The following is a 17912-nucleotide window of genomic DNA, read 5'->3' as shown; positions in this document are numbered from 1 at the left end:
GCCAGAAGAATTCCTGGGTCAGCCACTGGTTGGCCAGGATGAATTTCTGGGCTAAAACGGCTTGCTGACCGCGTGCAGGATCTCGGGGAGGCGTTTCAGGAAGGACGAGGCGAGCAGTCTCAGCGTGGCGGCGATGATGAGCACGCCGTAGGCGGCACCGATTGGCACCAGCAGCCACAATGCCGCCGCATCGTGCATGGTATGCAGCCAGATCGACACTGCGATGATCGGCATGACGAGCAGCGCCGAGGTAAGCAGAGTGACAAGCATTCCCAAGTAGGCGATCCCGGCCTGGCCGGGAGCGACTCCCCTCGTTATCCCATCGGGAACGCTGTACGGGAAACGTACGGAAAAGAAGGTGCCGACCGCAAGTGTTACGCCGATCACCCCGACCATCAGCCCCATCGCCGCTGGCAATTCCGCCACCGACGACTCAGAGCAGCGACCACACTAGTGAGAATCAACAGGTAGGGCACCGCTACCACCGCACGAGCCAGAAGCCGGCCAAGAAGCTCGCGGCGGGCATCAGCTCTGGTTCGGTTGGTATGCAACACTATCCAGAAACCAGAACGGTCGTATCCGAAGGTATTGCCGAACTGTACCGCCACCACAGCCCGGCGACCAGCGCAGCTGCAGTCCACAACAACTCTACTGCGGCCAGGATGTAGGAGCTGTCGTCCGCAGCATGGATTGCGCCGAAGGGCCGATCCAGGCGGCACCCATTCCAGCCAGCGGCTGATAGGTACAAGGTCCTCGAGGGATACAGCTTCCAGTTTCTTTCTACCGACGTTTACGAACAGCTCCCAGACCAGGACCAGCCCGATAGCGCTGGCGACAACCCGTTCCCGGCCTCTACGACTGGTCAACAGCGCAGTATTGGCCGTGGCCACGGCCCGACGGAACACGATGAACGTCATGAGCGTCAGCGGTACCGCGATCGCCGCCACAAGTGCCGCAGCGGGGTGGCGAGCGGTACCGACCGCTAGCCCGGTCAGCAGCAGCAACCCGACAAACGGTCCGATCGCCACGAAGGAGGCCGCCAGTAGCCCACCAATCAGTTGCTGTGGACGTAGCGGAAGCAATGCCAAGCGAGTGACATCCACGGCCTCGTCGCCAACATTGGGGAATATCAATGGCATCACAGCCCAGGATGCTGCGAGTACCAGTACCAGTGGCACGGACAGAGCCCAGCCGTCGTCGTCGGAAAAGGTGTTCAGCCGTGCCGGACTCAGCATCAGCAGCAGGCCGATGAACCCAGCCAGCGCCCAGCTGACGATCAGCGACAGGGTGCGGCCCCGGGAGCCGCGCATGCCGTTGCGGGTGAGGGTCCATTTCAGGCTGAGGAACAAGCGGATGGTTGCGCCCGAGATCATCGAGCACCGCCCGCGTTGGCACCCAGCCAATCCAAGCCGCCAGCGACTGCCCTGTGAGAACCAACCAGGCCGAGGAACGCATCCTGAAGAGTCTGGGCCTCACCGCGGACCTCTTCCAGCGGACCGTCTGCACAAATGCGCCCGCCGGCCATTACGGCAACCCAACTGCACAGCGACTCGACCAGCTCCATGACATGACTGGAAAAGACCACCGTCGCCCCCGATCCGACGTAGGTCTCCAGCACGCCTCGGATCGACTGTGCGGATACCGGGTCCACACCCTCGAAAGGCTCGTCCAGAAACAGGATTTCCGGGTTATGCAGAAGCGCGGCTGCCAGGCCGATCTTCTTCCGCATGCCGGTGGAGTAGTCGATGATCAATTTGTTTTGGGGTCCTAGCAGATCGAGCACATCCAGGAGCTGATCGGCCCGCCGGTCGACCTCTTGGCCGGGCAAGCCGCGCAACCGACCGAGATAGCCGAGTAGCTCTCTTCCGGATAGCCGCTCAAATAGACGCAGTCCTTCCGGCAGCACGCCAACACGCGCCTTTATCGCCGCAGGATCGGCCCACACATCACAGCCTACTACCTTGATGTGTCCTGCGTCGGGACGTAGGAGGCCGGTAACCATCGACAGAGTGGTAGTTTTACCTGCGCCGTTGGGGCCGACAAGTCCGATAAAGTGTCCGGAGGGCAGCTCGAGATCGATGCCCGCAACGGCGACCTGGGAAGCGAATTCTTTGCGCAGTCCCTCGATGTGCCGGTGTGGTGGCCACAATGAATCCTTCATTCAACGATATTCGCCGAGGGTAGCTTACGGGAAGGGGGCGGTGGCAGGCCGCCGTCCGCTTCCCGCCGTGCTACACCCCGCCGATCTCGCGGAACTTGAAAGGGTGCTGGTTGATCCAACCATTGGATACGAGGAATGTCTTCGATTCGCCTACCTCGATGTTGGCAATCGTCTGAGCGTGCCCGATATCGAACCGAATTCCTCGGTACCTCATGACGAATTTCAGAGAATGCGCCCCTGGCTCCACTGATAATTGAAAACCGGAATTTCCCCAACTGAATCGAACCGGCTCGGCATCTGGCTTTCGAATTTTACCATCCGGCACCTGATTTTGCCGATATGCGCGGTCCGGATTGCTCGCTATCACGGCACCACCGATCATTACGAGCCCAAAACTCCATAGTCCGATCGTCAAGGCTATCCCCACGTGAAGCGCCAAGTCGAGCATGAGAGCCAATTTTCGCGACCGATCAAGAACCAGCAATGTTCCTACGGCCGACTCTATGGCAAGAGCACCCCAACTGACGACAATAGTTCCCAAGACCGTGGCCGAAATTGCGAGATTCAACGATTTTAATGGCCCACCGTCCCCGAACCCGCTGTCATGTACTACATAGTAGATCGCTGTCCCTTCCGCCCATGTGCTGTTACCGAACTTTGCGATCGTTGCATCGAAATAGACGAAAGCCAGTTGGAGACGAAGAGCGACGGCGAACACGAGTGACATCGATGCCAGGTCCGATCGCAGTGGTCCGGGTGGCCTCGACCAGTGCCACCTTCTGTTATCAGCCAGCGCCAGGGGAGTGATGAGACCGCAGATTATCAATCCGATAGCTTCGCCGCCGTCGGGCAACGTGATCGCTACAGCCAACGAGTATGTGGCCCATAGATGGAGTATCGCAGTGACACGGGGTCGATATCCAGATGCGACCAAGAGGAATATTGCAATGAGTGTCCACTTGCGCCATTCATTGTAGTGACCAGCATCCCCGATACACAGCGCAGACGCTGCACGGACTCCCTCACATCGAGGACCGGGTACGCCGGCGACCGACTGCAACAATGCATTCATAGGCGTTAACAACAGGACCGAACAGTAGGCCAACGCCAATAAGGTTCGGCCAGTTCCCCACCAACGGTTGCGGTGGTCGAATTTGTTTACTGACAATAGAATTCTGGTTCGAATGCTATCGATTTCAGGAGCAAGAAACATCGAGATGACTCACCCTCAGTGCTTGACGTGGATAGCCCACCAGGTTTCGGTAGTTCCAATCCACAACCGTTTCCACGACGACGAACACATCGCCGCACACAGTTCGATACACAGCCGCATTCGCCACATGTACAGGTTTCAATTCGCTGTTGGTCACGACACATCGTGTCGCACTCCCGGAGCAATTAGACCATAAGGCCGACTCTGGGGCCGTGGCCCGCAGGAGCGAAGCGGAGGCAAATTTGACTCAGAACCAGGTTTTGGCGCGGAGGGCGTTGGCCAGGTCGACCAGGGCGTAGCGGTGGGTGCGGCCGGGAGCGGTTCGGGCCAGGCCGCGCAGGCCGGTCTCGGCACCGTTGCGCAGGTCGCGTTCGGTGAACGGGGCGCCGAAGAGGATGGCGTCCGGATTTCTGGGTTTGTTCCCGGCCTGTCGCCAGGCCAGGGCGGTGCCGAGGACCAGGACACGCATCTGGTTCGCGCGGTGCTCGCCGTTCGGGATCTGGTCGACGCGGTAGGCGGCGACGTGCAGCGCGTCCTCCTCCAGTTCCGCGACGGGAGCAGCGGTGAGCAGCAGCAGTGCCGAGGTCAGGCGAGCTTCGTTGTAATGGCGTGAGGCCGGCGGGACCTGGTCCAGGGCGTCGACGGCCTCCTGTACCCGGCCATCGGCGGCGAGCTGGCGGGCCAGGCCGAATGCGGCGCTGACCACGCCGCGATCGGTCCGCCAGACCGTCGCGTAGAACTTCTCGGCGTAACTGCGCCACTGTTCGGGGTCCGGCGAATCCCACTGTTGCAGAACGAGTTCAGCGGTGGCAGCCAGGGCGAGTTTGGGGGCGATCTCGCCGGGCAGCGCCTGCAGGACCGTGTCGAATCGGTCGAATGCGTGCTCGTAGTCCTGTTCGAGCAGTCCGGCCAGGCCCCCGTACCACTGGACGCGCCAATCGGATTCGTCCAGACGGTTCAGCAACTGCCGGGCCGATTCGGGGCGTTCCAGAACCAGTTGGATGCGCACCTCGGCGAGTGTGCATTCGACCTCGAAGGTTTCGGGCATCTCGGCCGATCCGGCCTCGGCGCGGGCGCGGGCGATGCGGACCGACTCGAGTGCGTGCAGCGGTTCGGGATGCACCGTCCCGGCCAGTAGCGCCGCGGACGGGTCCGCCGGATCGATCAGCGGAACCGGAAGTGCCGCGGCGACATCGCGGGCGCGCAGATTCTTGCTGCGCTCGAGACCGTCGGCGTAGGCGTCGGTCTGCGCGAGTATCTCCTCGGTGCCGAAGCTGGTCCGGGGCGCGCTGAACAGTGTGGACAGTTGTGGATGTTCGGTTCCGGTGTCGGCCGAGAGTATTTCGCGCAGGACCCCCGCGAGCTGGGTGGCCATGATGCGCGCGGAGGGGAAGCGGCGGTCCGGGTCCGGGTCGGTGGCCCGCAGCAGCAGCCGGTGGAAGAATTCGTACCGGGCCAGCGTGGGTTCGTCTGCCGGGCTGGGGATTCCGTCGAGATAACGGCCCTTGTCCGTCGGCATGTTCAGGGTGAGTACGGCCAGCGTGCGGCCGACGGTGTAGCTGTCCGAGGCCGGGGTGGGGCCGGTCCGGGCGATCTCCGGTGCCTGGAAACCCCTGGTGCCGTACAGGTTTCCGTACGATTCGAAGACCGCGACGGCGCCGAGGTCGATCAGTTTGACCTGATCTTCGGTGATCATGATGTTGTCGGGTTTGAGATCGTTGTAGGCCAGCTCCTGGGAATGCAGATATTCCAGCGCCGGAAGGATTTCCAGCAGATAGGCGATGGCCTCGGCGACCGGCATCCGCTCGGGCCGGGTGTAGATGTCGAGCATGTCGCGCAGCGACCGACCGCCCACGTACTCCATGACGATGTATCCGATCGGGGTGCCGCCCGGTGCCGGATGCTCGACGAAGTTGTGGATCTTGACCACGCTCGAATGCGCCAGCTCGGCCAGATACCGCCGTTCGGTGACCGCGACCGCCTGCGCCTCGGCGTCCCCGCCGTGCAGCAGGCCCTTGAGCACCACCCACCGATCATTGACGTTGCGGTCGATGGCCAGATAGATCCAGCCCAGCCCGCCGTGCGCGATGCACCCCTGGATCTCGTACTGCCCGGCGACCATATCGCCGGACTGCAGAAACGGTCGGAAATCATAAGGTACACTGCAGATTTCACACGTTCCCGCGGCCTGCGCCGGATGTCCCGGCCCCGCGCGTCCGACCGGCTTACCGCAGCGCCAGCAGAACCGCCGCCCCTCGCTCACCATCGGATCGGTGAGCACCGCGGACCGCGGATCGATCGGCGGCACCACCGGAATCTCCACCAGCCCCGCCCCCAGCCGCCGCACACTGGGCCGGGTACGAATCGTCCGCCCGCTACTACGCGCAGTAGACCCGGACCCCACAGTCTGCCCCGAAGTCTCCTCCGCCCCTGCCCTCCCCGAGGATCCCTTGCGCCCCCGCGCACCCGAACCCTCCACGACAACGGCCGCCTGCGTCGCCGGAGACTGCTCGGTACCGACCCCACCGTCCGCGGAAGTCCCTACGAGCACCGCCCGCGTCGCCGGTTGCTCGTCCCCCGCGCCAGTGGGCGGTGCAGCCGCAGCAGTAGCGGCAACCGCTTGCGTCGCTGGAGATTCTCGGCCGTCGTTCGACGTGCCGGATTCAATTGCGGTATCCGGAGAACCGGCCGAAGGCGCCTTGGCAGGCGGTTGTGCGGTGCGGGAGCGGTGGGTGTCCGGTCGTGCGGCCGCGGCAGTAGCGGCAACCGCTTGCGTCGCAACGGGTTCGGCATCGCGGGAGTCGGGCGGTGTCGGCGCAGTGGCTTCTGAAGCAAGGGGTTCGGGATCGGCGATGGACGCGCGGGCGGTCGGGGGTTGTTCCTCGGACGTGGGTTCTGCTGTGCTGGAATTGATTTCGTCGGGCCGGTACATCGATATCAGCCCTGGTAGTCCGGTTGGGGTGGGCCGCTGGAGGGGCCGAGGGCGGCTTGGAGCCAGCGCTGGTAGAGGCGGTTCCAGGTGCCGTCGGTGCGGATGCGGTCGAGGGTGCCGTTGACGAAGCGCACCATATCGTCCTCGCCCTTGGGGATTCCGACGCCGTACGGCTCGTCGCTGATATCGGCGCCGACCATCTCGGCGTAGTACGGGTCCTGCACCGACAGTCCGGCCAGGATCGTGTTGTCGGTGCTGACCGCATCGACCTGACGCTGCTGCAGTACCACCAGGCAGTCGGCCCAGGTGGGCACGGTGAGAATCGATGCGGCGGGCTGGCCGCGCCGGATCTGATCCAGCGAGGTGGTGCCGGTGACGATGCACACCCGCTTACCCGCCAGATCGGCCAGACTCCGGATACCGGAATTCTTGATCGCCAGAATCCGTTGGTGCGCCATGAAATACGGCGCGGAGAAGGCCACCTGCTGTTTGCGCGCGCAGGTGATCGTCATCGTCTTGACCACCACGTCGACGGTGTGGTCCTCGAGGGCCCGCTCGCGATCGGCCGACCCGAGGATCCGGTATTCCACGCGCTGCGGATCACCGAACAGATCCCGCGCGATCTCCCCGGCGATATCGACGTCGAATCCCTCCAGCGTGCCGCTGACCGGATCGCGGAAGCTGAACAGATTGCTCCCCGGGTCCAACCCGACGATCAGCCGCCCCCGAGCGCGAACCGCGTCCAGGTCCGGCCCGTGCGACGTCCCGTTCGGACTCAGGCTCGCGGTGAGATCCCCGCACCCCGCCCCGGCCGCCGGCGGGATCGGTGTATTCGTCCGCGCGACAGCGGCATTCGCGGGAAGCGGGGGTTCGGTATAGCTCCCCGCATCCGAGCGCGGCGAGGTGGTGCCCTGCGCACACCCCGTCGCCAGCAACGCGGTCGCCGCGAGCAACCCGGCCAGCGCCCGCCGCCCGTTCGCCCGCCGACCGGCCCGGCCGAGCATCGCGAGACCGGTCCACCGGTGCGCGCCTCGATCGGCCCGCGAACCCGGCCGATACTTTCCGCACTCGCTCATCGATACTCCCGCAGACGCGGCCACAACCCGGCCACCACGAACATCGCGGACAGGACCGCGAGGGTCAACGCCCCCGGGGACAGGATATCCAGGGAGCGGGCGGCATCGGAGATGTCGTTACGCAATGTGTTGCGGGCCTTGCCGATTCCGTCGGCGAGCGCGTGGTCCAGGGCCTGCACGCTGGCGGTGGCCTCGGTGGGGCCGGGGCCGATCGCGACGGTGGCCGCGCCGGGGAAGTCACCGCGACCGAGTGCGTCGGTCATCCGCTGATGCGCCTGCCGCCAGCGATCCAGGGCGGCGCGGGCGGTGGCGACGTCGTCCGAGGCGGGTGCGCCGTGCGGATAGTGGCTCAGCAGGTCGGTGAGTTTCCTGGTGGCGTTGTCGTAGATGCGGTCGTAATCGCCGCTGTCGTCGCGACGCACCAGTTTCAGGGTTTCCGCGGCACGCGCCTGCTGGGTGAGGATGCGGCTGTCGGTCAGCTCGGAGGTCGGCACCGCACCGTCGTCGCGGCCGTCGGTGGTGGACAACGCCGAGATCGACCCGGCCGTCACCGTCCACGCCAGCAGCACCACCAGCGTGCCCGAGGCCAGCAGCAGACCCGCGTTGAGCACCCGATGCCAGCGTCGCGCCAGATACAGCTGCGCTACCACGAGCGCGGCCAGCGCGACGACCGGCAGGATGATGGCCAGCCACGGCGGACGCACATGCCGCCGCTGCGTGTCCGAGATCGCCGTCGAGCGATGCTCCTGCAACTCCTGGGCCATCCGCAGCATCCGGGTCTGCATCAGATTCGACGCTTCACTCAGATAGGCCGCGCCGACGGGATGGCCGAGGCGATTGTTGGTGCGGGCGGTCTGGATCAGCTCGGTGTACACCGGCATCTCGGTGGCGATTCCGGTGCGCAGTGCGGCGTCGGGATCGTTCGCGCCCGCCGAATCGTGGCTGGACTGGGCGACCAGTTCCGCCGACGCGTCGCCGATCGCCTGGTTGTAGGCGTCCAGGACGTCCTGGGGTTCCAGACCGCCGAAGATGAATGCGGTGCCCGCCTCGGCGTCGGCGACCGACAGCGAGGTGTACAGGCGCTGAGCGGAATTCGCGTCCGGCTCGGCGTCGTCGAGCAGATATTGCAGCGCGTGCTGGCGGCTGCTCACCTCCGACGCGGTCACCGCCCCGGCCACCAGGCACAATCCGAGCAGAATCAGGCCGACGGCAATGAGTTTCGCGGGCGAGGAGCGGGCGAAGGATCGCATATCGGTGGCGTCGATCTGCCGACGTACGGCGGCGGCCGCGGCGCGGGGCGTCAGCTCGTCGAGCCGCGGTTGCGCGGTCCGGGTCATGGTCACCTCCGTTCCATCGCCGACGAGGGCCGTGTCGGTAGAGCTTATTGTGGTCGTGGCGATGTCGCGCGGGTGTATCGCCCAGTCGATCCGACTTTTTTACATCGGAGCGGCCGGAGCACCGGGCGATCGGCGCGGGCGAGGATGGGACGAGGCGAGTATGCGTGGTGACGGAGACGGCTTTCTGGCCAGCCCCGACGGGACGCGGCAGTGGGGATTGTTCGGTGCCGCCGGGCTCCTGCTCCGCGCGCCCGCGCCCGGTGGCGGTGCGGTGGTGTTGATGCAGCATCGCGCGCCGTGGAGCCATCAGGGCGGCACCTGGGCCCTGCCCGGCGGAGCCCGCGATTCGCACGAGACCAGTGAGAGTGCCGCGGTGCGTGAGGCATACGAGGAGGCCGGTATCGCACCGGACGCGGTGCGCGTGCGCGGCAGCCGCGTCACCGCGACCGCACCCAGCGGTTGGATCTACACGACGGTCGTCGCCGATATCGCCGAACCGGTGGCGACCACGGCGAATATGGAAAGCGCCGAACTGGCCTGGGTTCCCGAGGCGCAGGTCGACGCCCGCCCGCTGCACCCCGGATTCGCCGCCGCCTGGCCCCTGCTGCGCGCCCGCGCGGCCCACATCGGCCTCGACGACCGGCCCGAAGCCACCGAACTGGCCGCCGCGCTGCCCCGCACACTCGATCTGGCCGATCGGGGATTCCTCTGGTTGCACACCGCCGATTGCGGTGGCCGCAGCGTCCGCATCGCCGAATCTCCGGAGTCGAACGGGGAGTCCTCGGCAGATGTGTTGTATCTCACCCTGAGTCAGATCCTGTCCTGAGCCATATTCGGCAATCGACCCATCGCAACGGAGGGCCGATCGCTGCTGTGCGTGGTGATCATGTTCTGCCGCAGGGGATCACACTGGCGATCAGGCGGCGCCGTTCTCCTCCAGGCGGGATTTGAGTGCGCGGGCGGCGGTTTCGGGGTCGTCGGCCTCGGTGATGGCGCGGACCACGACGATGCGGGTCGCGCCCGCGTCGAGGACCTCGGGGAGGCGGGCGTCATCGATGCCGCCGATGGCGAACCACGGGCGGGTCGGCTCGGCCTCGGCGGTGCTGCGGACCAGGTCGAGTCCGGCGGCGCTGCGGCCGGGCTTGGTGGGCGTGGTCCAGACCGGGCCGGTGCAGAAGTAGTCGATGTGTTCCTCGGTCGTGGCCTTCCCGGCCTGCTCCGGATCGTGCGTGGAACGTCCGATCACCACGTCGGGGCCCAGGATGCGGCGGGCGTACCAGGGCGGCAGATCGTCCTGACCCAGGTGTAGGACGTCGGCGCCCGCGGCGAAGGCGACGTCGGCGCGGTCGTTCACCGCGACCAGTGCGCCGTGGCGCCGGGCGGCGGCCTTGAGCGCGGCGAGTGCGCCGAGCTCCGCGCGCGCCTCGAGCGGGCCGAATCGTTCCTCGCCCGCCGAACCCTTGTCGCGTAACTGGATGATGTCCACCCCGCCCGCCAGGGCTGCTTCGGCGAATGCGGCCAGATCGCCCTTGTCGCGGCGGGCATCTGTGCACAGGTACAGCCGAGCGGAGGCGAGACGTTCGCGAGGGGCTACGGGCCGGAACTGGTGGGACGGTTGCACGCCCTCGACCGTAGCCGCGCTACCGTTGGGGGACGAAATACGTCCGGCATCTCCGCTGCGAAGGCGGCCGCGCGGTGATGCCGATCCGATGCGGGTGTTCCCGCAGCGTACGGATTCCGCGAGGCGGAACCGAGCGAGGTGAAGGTAATGCGAACGTTGGCCGTCGTGGGTGGGGGTGTGATCGGTTCGGCAGTGGCGTGGTCCGCTGCCGCGGCCGGGTGGGAGGTCACGATCTTCGATCCGGCGCCCGGATCGGGTGCGTCCTGGGTTGCCGGGGGCATGCTGGCTCCGCTGTCCGAGGGCTGGCCCGGTGAGCAGGCGCCGTTGGAATTCGGTGCGGCCTCGCTGGAGCGGTGGCCCGAGTTCGGTGCGCGCCTCGCGGCCGTGACGGGCGTTCCGGTATTCGTCGCGGACGAGACGCTGACCGTCGCATTGGATGCCGCCGACGCCGCCGACCTGCGCACCATCGCCGATTTCGTCGGCTCCTACGGCCATCGGCTCGAACTGCTGGACCGGGCCGGGGTGCGCGCGGCCGAACCGGGTCTGGCCCGCACTGCCCGTGCGGGGCTGCTCGCGCCCACCGAACCGGCTGTGGACAACCGCATCCTGGTCGACGCCCTGCGACAGGGTTGTGAACAATCGGGTGTTCACATGAGGGTGGAGGCTGTGGACAACCTGGCCGACCTCGAATTCGACCGGATCGTCCTGGCAACCGGTGCGGCTGCCGCCCGGCTGTGGCCCGGACTCGCGGTACACCCGCTGAAGGGCGAAATCCTGCGACTACGTCATCGACCGGGTGCGCCGCCGCCACCACATCGGGTCATCCGCGCCCGCGTGCACGGCCGGCCGATCTACCTGGTCCCCCGAGCGGACGGGATCGTCGTCGGCGCGACCCAGTACGAGGCCGGTTTCGACACCGCGGTGACCGTGGCCGGTGTGCGCGATCTGATCGCCGACGCCGAGGCCGTGCTGCCCGCGCTCGGCGAATACGAACTCACCGAGGCGAGCGCCGGATCGCGGCCCGCCACCCCGGACAACCTGCCGCTGATCGGCCGATTGAGCGAGCGCGTCGTCGTGGCCGCCGGACACGGCCGCAACGGCATCCTGGGTGTGCCGCTCACCGTCGACGCGGTGCTGGCGCTGCTCGCCGACGACGTACTCCCCGAGGCGAAAGCGGCTGACCCGCAACGCTTTTCGGCGCAGACATCCCCACTCGTTTCCGGCGCTGCCTTTTTCACCGGCGCGGCGCCCTCGGCAGGAGGTAATCGATGACCACGATCCCGATCGGCGTGACCGTCAACGGCGAGGACCACGAGTTCGCCGACGAACTCACCGTGCGCGAACTGCTGACCCGGCTGGATCTGCCCTGTCAGGGCGTCGCGATCGCGGTCGACGGCGCGGTGTTCCCGAAATCGGCATGGGACACCCCGGTCGGCCGCGGCTGGAACATCGAGGTGCTGACGGCGGTGCAGGGTGGCTGAGCTGATCCCCGCCGGACATCCGGCGATCGAACCCCTGCAGATCGCCGACCGGAAATTCGGCTCGCGGCTGATCATGGGCACCGGCGGCGCCGAGAATCTGGCGGTGCTGTCCGAGGCGCTGGTGGCCTCGGGCACCGAGCTGACCACCGTGGCCATGCGCCGGGTGGACGCCGCGGGCGGCACCGGAGTCCTGGACCTGCTGCGCAGCCTCGACATCGCCCCGTTGCCCAATACCGCCGGATGCCGCACCGCCGCGGAGGCAGTGCTGACCGCCCGACTGGCCCGCGAGGCCCTGGGTACCGACTGGGTCAAACTCGAGGTCGTCGCCGACGAACGCACCCTGCTGCCCGACGCCATCGAATTGGTCACCGCCGCAGAACAATTGGTCGACGACGGTTTCACCGTCCTGCCCTACACCACCGACGATCCGATCCTGGCCCGCCGCCTCGAGGACGCCGGTTGTGCGGCGGTCATGCCGCTGGGCGCACCGATCGGCACCGGCCTGGGCATCGGCAATCCGCACAATATCGAGATGATCGTCGCCGACGCGGGCGTCCCGGTCATCCTCGACGCCGGTATCGGCACCGCCAGCGACGCCGCCCTGGCCATGGAACTGGGCTGCTCGGCCGTCCTGCTGGCCACCGCCGTCACCCGGGCCCGCCGTCCCGCCCTCATGGCCGCGGCCATGGCCGACGCGGTCAGAGCGGGTTACCTGGCCAGGGAAGCAGGCCGCATCCCGAAACGATTCTGGGCTCAGGCGTCCTCCCCGGTTCTCTGACAAATCATCCGCTGGGATGACCGGCTCGCGACCTGGGAGCGATGGTCGTTCGGGGGATCGTCGGCGAGACTGGTCGCATGATCGAAGTCAAGGGCTTGACCAAACGGTTCGGTGCGACCGTCGCGGTCGACGATCTGTCCTTCAAGGTCGAGCCCGGCCAGGTGACCGGATTCCTCGGTCCGAACGGTGCGGGCAAATCGACCACGATGCGGATGATTCTGGGGCTGGACCGGCCGACGGCCGGTGTCGCGCTGGTCGACGGGAAGCCGTACCAGCAGCTGGATCATCCGCTGCACATCGTCGGCGCGCTGCTCGATGCGAAATGGGTGCATCCGAACCGGTCGGCGCGGGCCCATCTGCGCTGGCTCGCCGCCTCCAACGATCTGGCCGACACGCGGGTCGAGGAGGTGCTGCGGCTGGTCGGGTTGGCCGAGGCGGCGGACAAGAAAGCCGGTGGGTTCTCCCTGGGCATGTCCCAGCGGCTGGGGCTGGCCGCGGCGCTGCTGGGGGATCCGCAGATCCTGCTGTTCGACGAGCCGGTGAACGGCCTGGACCCGGAGGGCATCCTGTGGATCCGCCGGTTCATGCAGCGGCTGGCCGCGGAGGGCCGCACCGTCCTGGTGTCGAGTCATCTGCTCTCGGAGATGGCGCAGACCGCCGATCATCTGGTCGTGATCGGCCGCGGCAAGCTCATCGCCGACACCAGCACCGCCGATTTCATCGAACGCGCCTCGGAATCGACTGTGCGCGTGCGTAGTCCGCAGCTGGATCAGCTGCGCAGCCTGCTGACCTCGAAGGGGATGACGGTGCGCGAGGACGGGAACGAGCGGGTCACCCCCGACGGCCGTCCCGTCGATCCGGTCCCGGCGCTCACGGTGATCGGCGAAACCAGCGATACCGTCGGCGAATTGGCCGGATCGAACGGCATCACACTGTACGAGCTCGCGCCGCAACGTGCTTCGCTCGAGGAGGCGTTCATGCGGCTGACCGGAGGCGCGGTGCAGTACCACGGCGAAGGTCTCGATCAGGTGATGGGAGGTGCGCTCTGATGGGCGTGTTGACGGCGGAACGGATCAAACTCACCTCGACGCGGTCGCCGATGTGGTGCACGGCGCTGACCGTCGTGTTCGCACTCGGGATGGCGGCGCTGTTCAGCCTGCTGGTCAATGTCAGCGTCAACGAGTATCACCGGCAGCTCGCCAACGGACATCCGATGATCGCCGAGGATCCCTCGCCGGGCAATTCCATTGCGGGACTGGGGATCACCGGCGCCTCGCAGGGGATGCCCGGATTCGGCTACATCATGATCATGATCCTGGCCGCGCTCGCGATCACCAGTGAGTACCGCTTCGGCACGATCCGCGCGACGTTCCTGGCCGCGCCGAACCGCACCGGCGTCCTGCTGGCCAAGGCCGGGCTGATCGCCGTGGCCGCCGCGGTGCTCTCGGTGGTGCTGACCCTCCTGAGCTTCCTCATCTTCAAGGTGATGCTCTCCCAGGACGCGGGCCGGAACATGAGCCTGTCGCACGGTGACGCGCACGTGTTCTACTCGGTGCCGATCTTCGTGGCGCTGGTGGTGTTCCTCGCGGTCGGCGTGGGCGCGCTGATCCGGCAGTCGGCCGGTGCGCTGTCGCTGCTGATCGTGTGGCCGGTGCTGATCGAGCCGATCGTCGGCGCATTCGGCAAGGTCGGCCGCAATATCGAGGTCTTCCTGCCGTTCCAGAACGCCGGACGATTCCTGGGCACGGCCGGTGGCGGCGATCTGCCCTGGCACTGGGGTCCGTGGGGTGCGCTGGTCTACTTCGCGGTCATCGTGGCGATCATCTTCGGCGGGGCCCTGTTCGTGGTGAACAAACGCGACGCCTGAGTCGCACGACTCCCCAGGGAGCTTCCCTCGCTGCCCGGGGTGGGAGGCGGTCGCGTCGGGCGATCGCCGCACCCTCCTCATGCCGCGCACTGCCCGCTCGGCGTGACACCATCGGCCCGATGCGCCTGGGCGCATCGGGCCGATGTGCGTATGGAAATCCTCGGTTAACTGTTGAGTACAGCCCTTTGACACCGAAATACCGGTGCGTAGCATCGTGTCAGCAACCAAACACTATCCATCGGCGGACCCAGTGCCGTGTTCGCTCCGTCCGATAGAGAGGTGAACGGTGGCGATTATCGACGATCCACCTACCGCAGGGCGTCTGAGATACGCTCGGGGCGTGAGTGAATCCTCCTCCGCCGACGGCGAAAATGCGCGTCGCACCGGCGATGCCGGTAATTCCTCCGGCCGTCGCAAGTTGGCGAGGCCGCAGCAGGGCGGCGAGAGCGAGGAAGCCGTGAACGGCGGTCCACCGTCGCGTGACGGACGTCCGGAAACCGGCCCGGACGTGGTGATTCCGCTCACGCCGGTCGATGCGGAGCCGACCGATCGCCGGTCGGGCGCCCGGTTGCGTGCCGGACAGTTGTCCGCGCTGATGTCCGTCGCGAATCAGCGCACGGACCTGATCGGCGTGATCCGCAAGGCGCGCGAAAACCTGCCCGGCGACCCGGCTTTCGGTGATCCGCTGTCGGTTTCCGGGCCCGGCGGGCCGCAGGCGGTGGCGCGCGCGGCGGACAAACTGGTCGGCGATACGCCCAGTGCGGCCAAGGAGATCGGCCTCGGCGCGCTGCAGGTGTGGCAGGCGATGCTGGAGCGGGTCGGCCGCGGAAAAGGTAGCGAGCCGATAACTGTGATGTTCACCGATCTGGTGTCGTTCTCCCGCTGGTCGCTGACCGCCGGAGACGAGGCGACGCTGGAATTCCTGCGTCGGGTCGCGACCGCGATCGAACCGCCGATCGTGGACCGTGGCGGCCGGGTGATCAAACGCATGGGCGACGGCGTGATGGCGGTCTTCCTGAGTCCCGATGCCGCCGTGCGCGCCGCCATCGCCGCGAAACGGCAGTTGACCGCGCTGGATGTGCCGGGTTATCGGCCGCAGATGCGGATCGGACTGCACACCGGGTCACCGCGCGAGATCGGCGGCGACTGGCTGGGCGTGGACGTCACCATCGCGGCCCGCGTGATGGAGGCCGGCGGTAACGGCAACACCATGATTTCGCAGACCACCCTGGACGCACTGCGCCCGGACACGCTCGCCGACCTCGGCCACACCGCGCGGCCCTATCGCCGCGGCCTGTTCGCCGCACCGCTCAGCGGCGTTCCGGAGGACCTGAAGATCTTCCGCCTGGACGGCGCCTGACCGCGCCTACCGCCACCACAGCACGGCGCCGACCACCGCCAGCACGGCACAGATGCCCAGGATGGCGGCGAGAAACCTGCTGTTGTTCTTCCAGGTGGTGAAGGCCCCGCCGATCAGAAAACCGGCGAGGGCCAGAAGTACCACCACGATCACGGAGTGCGACACGGTATAAATCTTGCCTCCGCGTCGCTCCGGCGGCCCCGCGGCCCCCCGAACGCCGACATCAGCCGGTGATTCGACCTGGTCCCGCCCGTCCGCATCACATAACAAGCACGCGGGCTTGATTTTTTCTCGGGCCGGTGTGACCCTGTATGCGTTGCGGCGAGGACGCCGCACGGTCTCGGCTCGGGTTGGGAGGCGGCACGCGGATGAGCGGTTTGGCGAGCGATTCGGAGATGATCCGGATCGGGAACTGTTCCGGGTTCTACGGCGATCGGGCCGGCGCGATGCGGGAGATGCTCGACGGCGGTGCGCTCGACGTGCTGACCGGCGATTATCTCGCCGAATTGACGATGTTGATCCTGGGGCGGGATCGGATGAAGGATCCCTCGCTCGGGTACGCCAAGACTTTTCTGCGGCAGTTGGAGGACTGCCTGGGCACGGCGCTGGAACGCGGCGTGCGGATCGTCGCCAACGCGGGCGGGCTGAATCCGGCCGGACTGGCGCAGCGGGTCGGTGAGTTGGCCGAAAAGCTCGGGCTCGCACCGAAGATCGCCTACGTGGCCGGAGATGATCTGCTGCCGCGGGCGAGTGAACTCGGGCTCGGATCGCCGCTGACCGCCAACGCCTATCTGGGGGCATGGGGTATCGCGGAGGCGCTCACCGCGGGCGCGGATATCGTGGTGACCGGCCGGGTCACCGACGCCTCGTTGGTGGTCGGCCCCGCCGCGGCCCATTTCGATTGGGGGCGTGGCGATTACGGTGCCCTGGCCGGTGCGGTGACGGCGGGTCACGTGATCGAATGCGGAACCCAGGCCACCGGCGGCAATTTCGCGTTCTTCACCGAGCTCGGTGATCTGGGACGTCCGGGATTTCCGCTCGCGGAGGTGCGGCGGGACGGCAGCAGCGTCATCACCAAACATGCCGATACCGATGGCGCGGTCACCGTGGATACCGTTGCCGCGCAGCTGATGTACGAGATCCAGAGCGCGCGATACGCCGGACCGGACGTGACCACGCGGCTGGACACCATCCGGCTCACCCAGCAGGGACCGGACCGGGTGCTGATCGACGGTGTGACGGGGGAGGCCCCGCCGCCGCGAACCAAGGTCTCGCTCAACACGATCGGCGGATTCCGCAACGAGATGACCTTCATCCTCACGGGACTGGACATCGAGGAGAAGGCCGCACTGGCGCGTCGGCAGCTGGAGTCCTGGCTGACCGTGCGCCCGGCCGAACTCGACTGGACCCTCAGTCGCCTGGACCGGCCCGACGCCGAGACCGAGGAGCAGGCCAGCGCGCTGCTGCGCTGCGTGGTCCGCGATCCGGATCCGAACAAGGTCGGGCGGGCATTTTCCAGTGTGGCAGTGGAATTGGCGCTGGCGAGCTATCCCGGATTCTCGCTGACCGCACCGCCGGGAAACGGCAGTCCCTACGGGGTGTTCACCGCGGGGTATGTGGACGCGGCGCAGGTGCCGCACGTCGCGGTGCTGCCGGATGGCCGCGAGGTCGCCATCGCGCCCGCCGCCGAGACGTCCGAGCTCGCCGGCGTTCCCGAGCCTGCTGTGCCGCAGTTCGTTTCATCGGGCGGAACCGAGCGCAGACCGCTGGGGACCATCGCCATGGCCCGGTCCGGCGACAAGGGCGGCAATGCCAATATCGGCGTCTGGGTCCGCACCGACGAGCAATTCGCCTGGCTGGCGCACACTCTGACCGTCGATGCGCTGCGCGAACTGCTGCCGGAGACCGCGAAACTGGCCGTCAGCCGACACGTCCTGCCGAATCTGCGGGCGGTGAACTTCATCGTCGAGGGACTGCTCGGCGAGGGCGTGGCCTATCAGGCCCGATTCGATCCACAGGCCAAGGGACTCGGGGAATGGCTCCGGGCCCGGCACATCGATATCCCCGTGGAGTTGCTGCCCGTGAA

At 66.9% G+C, this 17912-nt stretch carries 18 protein-coding genes; 8 read left to right on the top strand and 10 right to left on the bottom strand.

What is annotated here, in order from left to right; all coding sequences use genetic code 11:
• Nucleotides 1–51 precede the first annotated feature (51 nt).
• The 8 genes from ON40_RS31285 to ON40_RS31260 all read right to left on the bottom strand — a co-directional run bounded on the left by ON40_RS31285 (nucleotide 52) and on the right by ON40_RS31260 (nucleotide 8719).
• Entirely contained in the window at nucleotides 52–426 is a 375-nt protein-coding gene (locus tag ON40_RS31285) for a hypothetical protein (RefSeq protein WP_157186480.1), read from the bottom strand.
• Nucleotides 396–1373 carry a hypothetical protein gene (locus ON40_RS31280; protein WP_040828603.1) on the bottom strand — a complete coding sequence of 326 codons (978 nt, stop codon included), beginning with the start codon at nucleotides 1371–1373 and terminating at the stop codon, nucleotides 396–398. Before ON40_RS31280 ends, ON40_RS31285 begins: the two co-directional genes overlap by 31 nt.
• Complete coding sequence (locus tag ON40_RS31275) at nucleotides 1370–2161, bottom strand: ABC transporter ATP-binding protein (RefSeq protein ID WP_040828602.1); 792 nt, start codon at nucleotides 2159–2161, stop codon at nucleotides 1370–1372. The genes ON40_RS31280 and ON40_RS31275 overlap by 4 nt, the downstream gene beginning before the upstream one ends.
• Nucleotides 2162–2231: 70 nt before the next feature.
• A complete protein-coding gene (locus ON40_RS50240; RefSeq protein WP_083896062.1) occupies nucleotides 2232–3374 on the bottom strand; it encodes a sporulation-delaying protein SdpB family protein in 1143 nt (380 codons plus the stop codon).
• The gene (locus tag ON40_RS56205; RefSeq protein WP_169541927.1) at nucleotides 3358–3597 is read right to left on the bottom strand and encodes a hypothetical protein; all 240 of its coding nucleotides are present in this window, start codon (nucleotides 3595–3597) and stop codon (nucleotides 3358–3360) included. Before ON40_RS56205 ends, ON40_RS50240 begins: the two co-directional genes overlap by 17 nt.
• Before the next feature lie 24 nt (nucleotides 3598–3621).
• Entirely contained in the window at nucleotides 3622–5925 is a 2304-nt protein-coding gene (locus ON40_RS31270) for a serine/threonine-protein kinase (protein WP_051193792.1), read from the bottom strand.
• A 386-nt stretch (nucleotides 5926–6311) separates the two neighbouring features.
• Nucleotides 6312–7310: a glutamate ABC transporter substrate-binding protein gene (locus ON40_RS31265; RefSeq protein ID WP_051193791.1), complete on the bottom strand. Its 999-nt coding sequence runs from the start codon at nucleotides 7308–7310 to the stop codon at nucleotides 6312–6314.
• 68 nt (nucleotides 7311–7378) lie between these two features.
• Entirely contained in the window at nucleotides 7379–8719 is a 1341-nt protein-coding gene (locus ON40_RS31260) for a GlnX family signal transduction membrane protein (RefSeq protein WP_051193790.1), read from the bottom strand.
• Between the two features lie 160 nt (nucleotides 8720–8879).
• Between ON40_RS31260 and ON40_RS31255 the strand changes: the two genes are divergently transcribed.
• Nucleotides 8880–9545 (top strand): NUDIX hydrolase, encoded by a 666-nt coding sequence (locus ON40_RS31255; protein ID WP_040828601.1) that lies wholly within the window; start codon nucleotides 8880–8882, stop codon nucleotides 9543–9545.
• A 90-nt stretch (nucleotides 9546–9635) separates the two neighbouring features.
• On the opposite strand, the gene thiE is transcribed toward ON40_RS31255, so the two are convergent.
• Nucleotides 9636–10340, bottom strand: coding sequence for a thiamine phosphate synthase (thiE, locus tag ON40_RS31250; RefSeq protein ID WP_040828600.1), 705 nt, complete (start codon nucleotides 10338–10340; stop codon nucleotides 9636–9638).
• 147 nt (nucleotides 10341–10487) lie between these two features.
• Between thiE and thiO the strand changes: the two genes are divergently transcribed.
• The 6 genes from thiO to ON40_RS31220 all read left to right on the top strand — a co-directional run bounded on the left by thiO (nucleotide 10488) and on the right by ON40_RS31220 (nucleotide 15826).
• Complete coding sequence (gene thiO / locus ON40_RS31245; protein WP_051193789.1) at nucleotides 10488–11612, top strand: glycine oxidase ThiO; 1125 nt, start codon at nucleotides 10488–10490, stop codon at nucleotides 11610–11612.
• On the top strand, nucleotides 11609–11821 hold the full coding sequence (thiS, locus tag ON40_RS31240; protein WP_040828599.1) for a sulfur carrier protein ThiS: 213 nt from the start codon (nucleotides 11609–11611) through the stop codon (nucleotides 11819–11821). Before thiO ends, thiS begins: the two co-directional genes overlap by 4 nt.
• Before the next feature lies 1 nt (nucleotide 11822).
• Nucleotides 11823–12599 carry a thiazole synthase gene (locus ON40_RS31235; RefSeq protein WP_085997836.1) on the top strand — a complete coding sequence of 259 codons (777 nt, stop codon included), beginning with the start codon at nucleotides 11823–11825 and terminating at the stop codon, nucleotides 12597–12599.
• Nucleotides 12600–12676: 77 nt separating this feature from the next.
• On the top strand, nucleotides 12677–13648 hold the full coding sequence (locus ON40_RS31230; protein ID WP_040828621.1) for an ABC transporter ATP-binding protein: 972 nt from the start codon (nucleotides 12677–12679) through the stop codon (nucleotides 13646–13648).
• On the top strand, nucleotides 13648–14466 hold the full coding sequence (locus tag ON40_RS31225) for a DUF2705 family protein (protein ID WP_040828595.1): 819 nt from the start codon (nucleotides 13648–13650) through the stop codon (nucleotides 14464–14466). The genes ON40_RS31230 and ON40_RS31225 overlap by 1 nt, the downstream gene beginning before the upstream one ends.
• Before the next feature lie 568 nt (nucleotides 14467–15034).
• Nucleotides 15035–15826 carry an adenylate/guanylate cyclase domain-containing protein gene (locus ON40_RS31220; RefSeq protein ID WP_444543726.1) on the top strand — a complete coding sequence of 264 codons (792 nt, stop codon included), beginning with the start codon at nucleotides 15035–15037 and terminating at the stop codon, nucleotides 15824–15826.
• 6 nt (nucleotides 15827–15832) lie between these two features.
• Here the strand turns inward: ON40_RS31220 and ON40_RS53365 are convergent, their stop codons facing one another.
• Complete coding sequence (locus ON40_RS53365) at nucleotides 15833–15991, bottom strand: CG2302 family histidine operon protein (protein WP_169541926.1); 159 nt, start codon at nucleotides 15989–15991, stop codon at nucleotides 15833–15835.
• Between the two features lie 203 nt (nucleotides 15992–16194).
• On the opposite strand from ON40_RS53365, the gene ON40_RS31215 reads away from it, so the two are divergent.
• The coding region (locus tag ON40_RS31215; protein WP_157186479.1) for an acyclic terpene utilization AtuA family protein at nucleotides 16195–17912 on the top strand (1718 nt) is incomplete at its 3' end.

It is taken from the genome of Nocardia jiangxiensis NBRC 101359 (assembly GCF_000308615.1).
Classification (GTDB): Bacteria; Actinomycetota; Actinomycetes; order Mycobacteriales; family Mycobacteriaceae; genus Nocardia; species Nocardia jiangxiensis.
This window is presented reverse-complemented; position numbering and strand designations above follow the sequence as displayed.

Excerpts from the sequence above, each read along its gene's own strand:
- ON40_RS31280 (WP_040828603.1), bottom strand. The coding sequence starts at position 1,373 with ATGATCTCGGGCGCAACCATCCGCTTGTTCCTCAGCCTGAAATGGACC.
- ON40_RS31275 (WP_040828602.1), bottom strand. The coding sequence starts at position 2,161 with ATGAAGGATTCATTGTGGCCACCACACCGGCACATCGAGGGACTGCGC.
- ON40_RS50240 (WP_083896062.1), bottom strand. The coding sequence starts at position 3,374 with ATGTTTCTTGCTCCTGAAATCGATAGCATTCGAACCAGAATTCTATTG.
- ON40_RS31265 (WP_051193791.1), bottom strand. The coding sequence starts at position 7,310 with ATGCTCGGCCGGGCCGGTCGGCGGGCGAACGGGCGGCGGGCGCTGGCC.
- ON40_RS31260 (WP_051193790.1), bottom strand. The coding sequence starts at position 8,719 with ATGACCCGGACCGCGCAACCGCGGCTCGACGAGCTGACGCCCCGCGCC.
- ON40_RS31255 (WP_040828601.1), top strand. The coding sequence starts at position 8,880 with ATGCGTGGTGACGGAGACGGCTTTCTGGCCAGCCCCGACGGGACGCGG.
- thiO (WP_051193789.1), top strand. The coding sequence starts at position 10,488 with ATGCGAACGTTGGCCGTCGTGGGTGGGGGTGTGATCGGTTCGGCAGTG.
- thiS (WP_040828599.1), top strand. The coding sequence starts at position 11,609 with ATGACCACGATCCCGATCGGCGTGACCGTCAACGGCGAGGACCACGAG.
- ON40_RS31230 (WP_040828621.1), top strand. The coding sequence starts at position 12,677 with ATGATCGAAGTCAAGGGCTTGACCAAACGGTTCGGTGCGACCGTCGCG.
- ON40_RS31225 (WP_040828595.1), top strand. The coding sequence starts at position 13,648 with ATGGGCGTGTTGACGGCGGAACGGATCAAACTCACCTCGACGCGGTCG.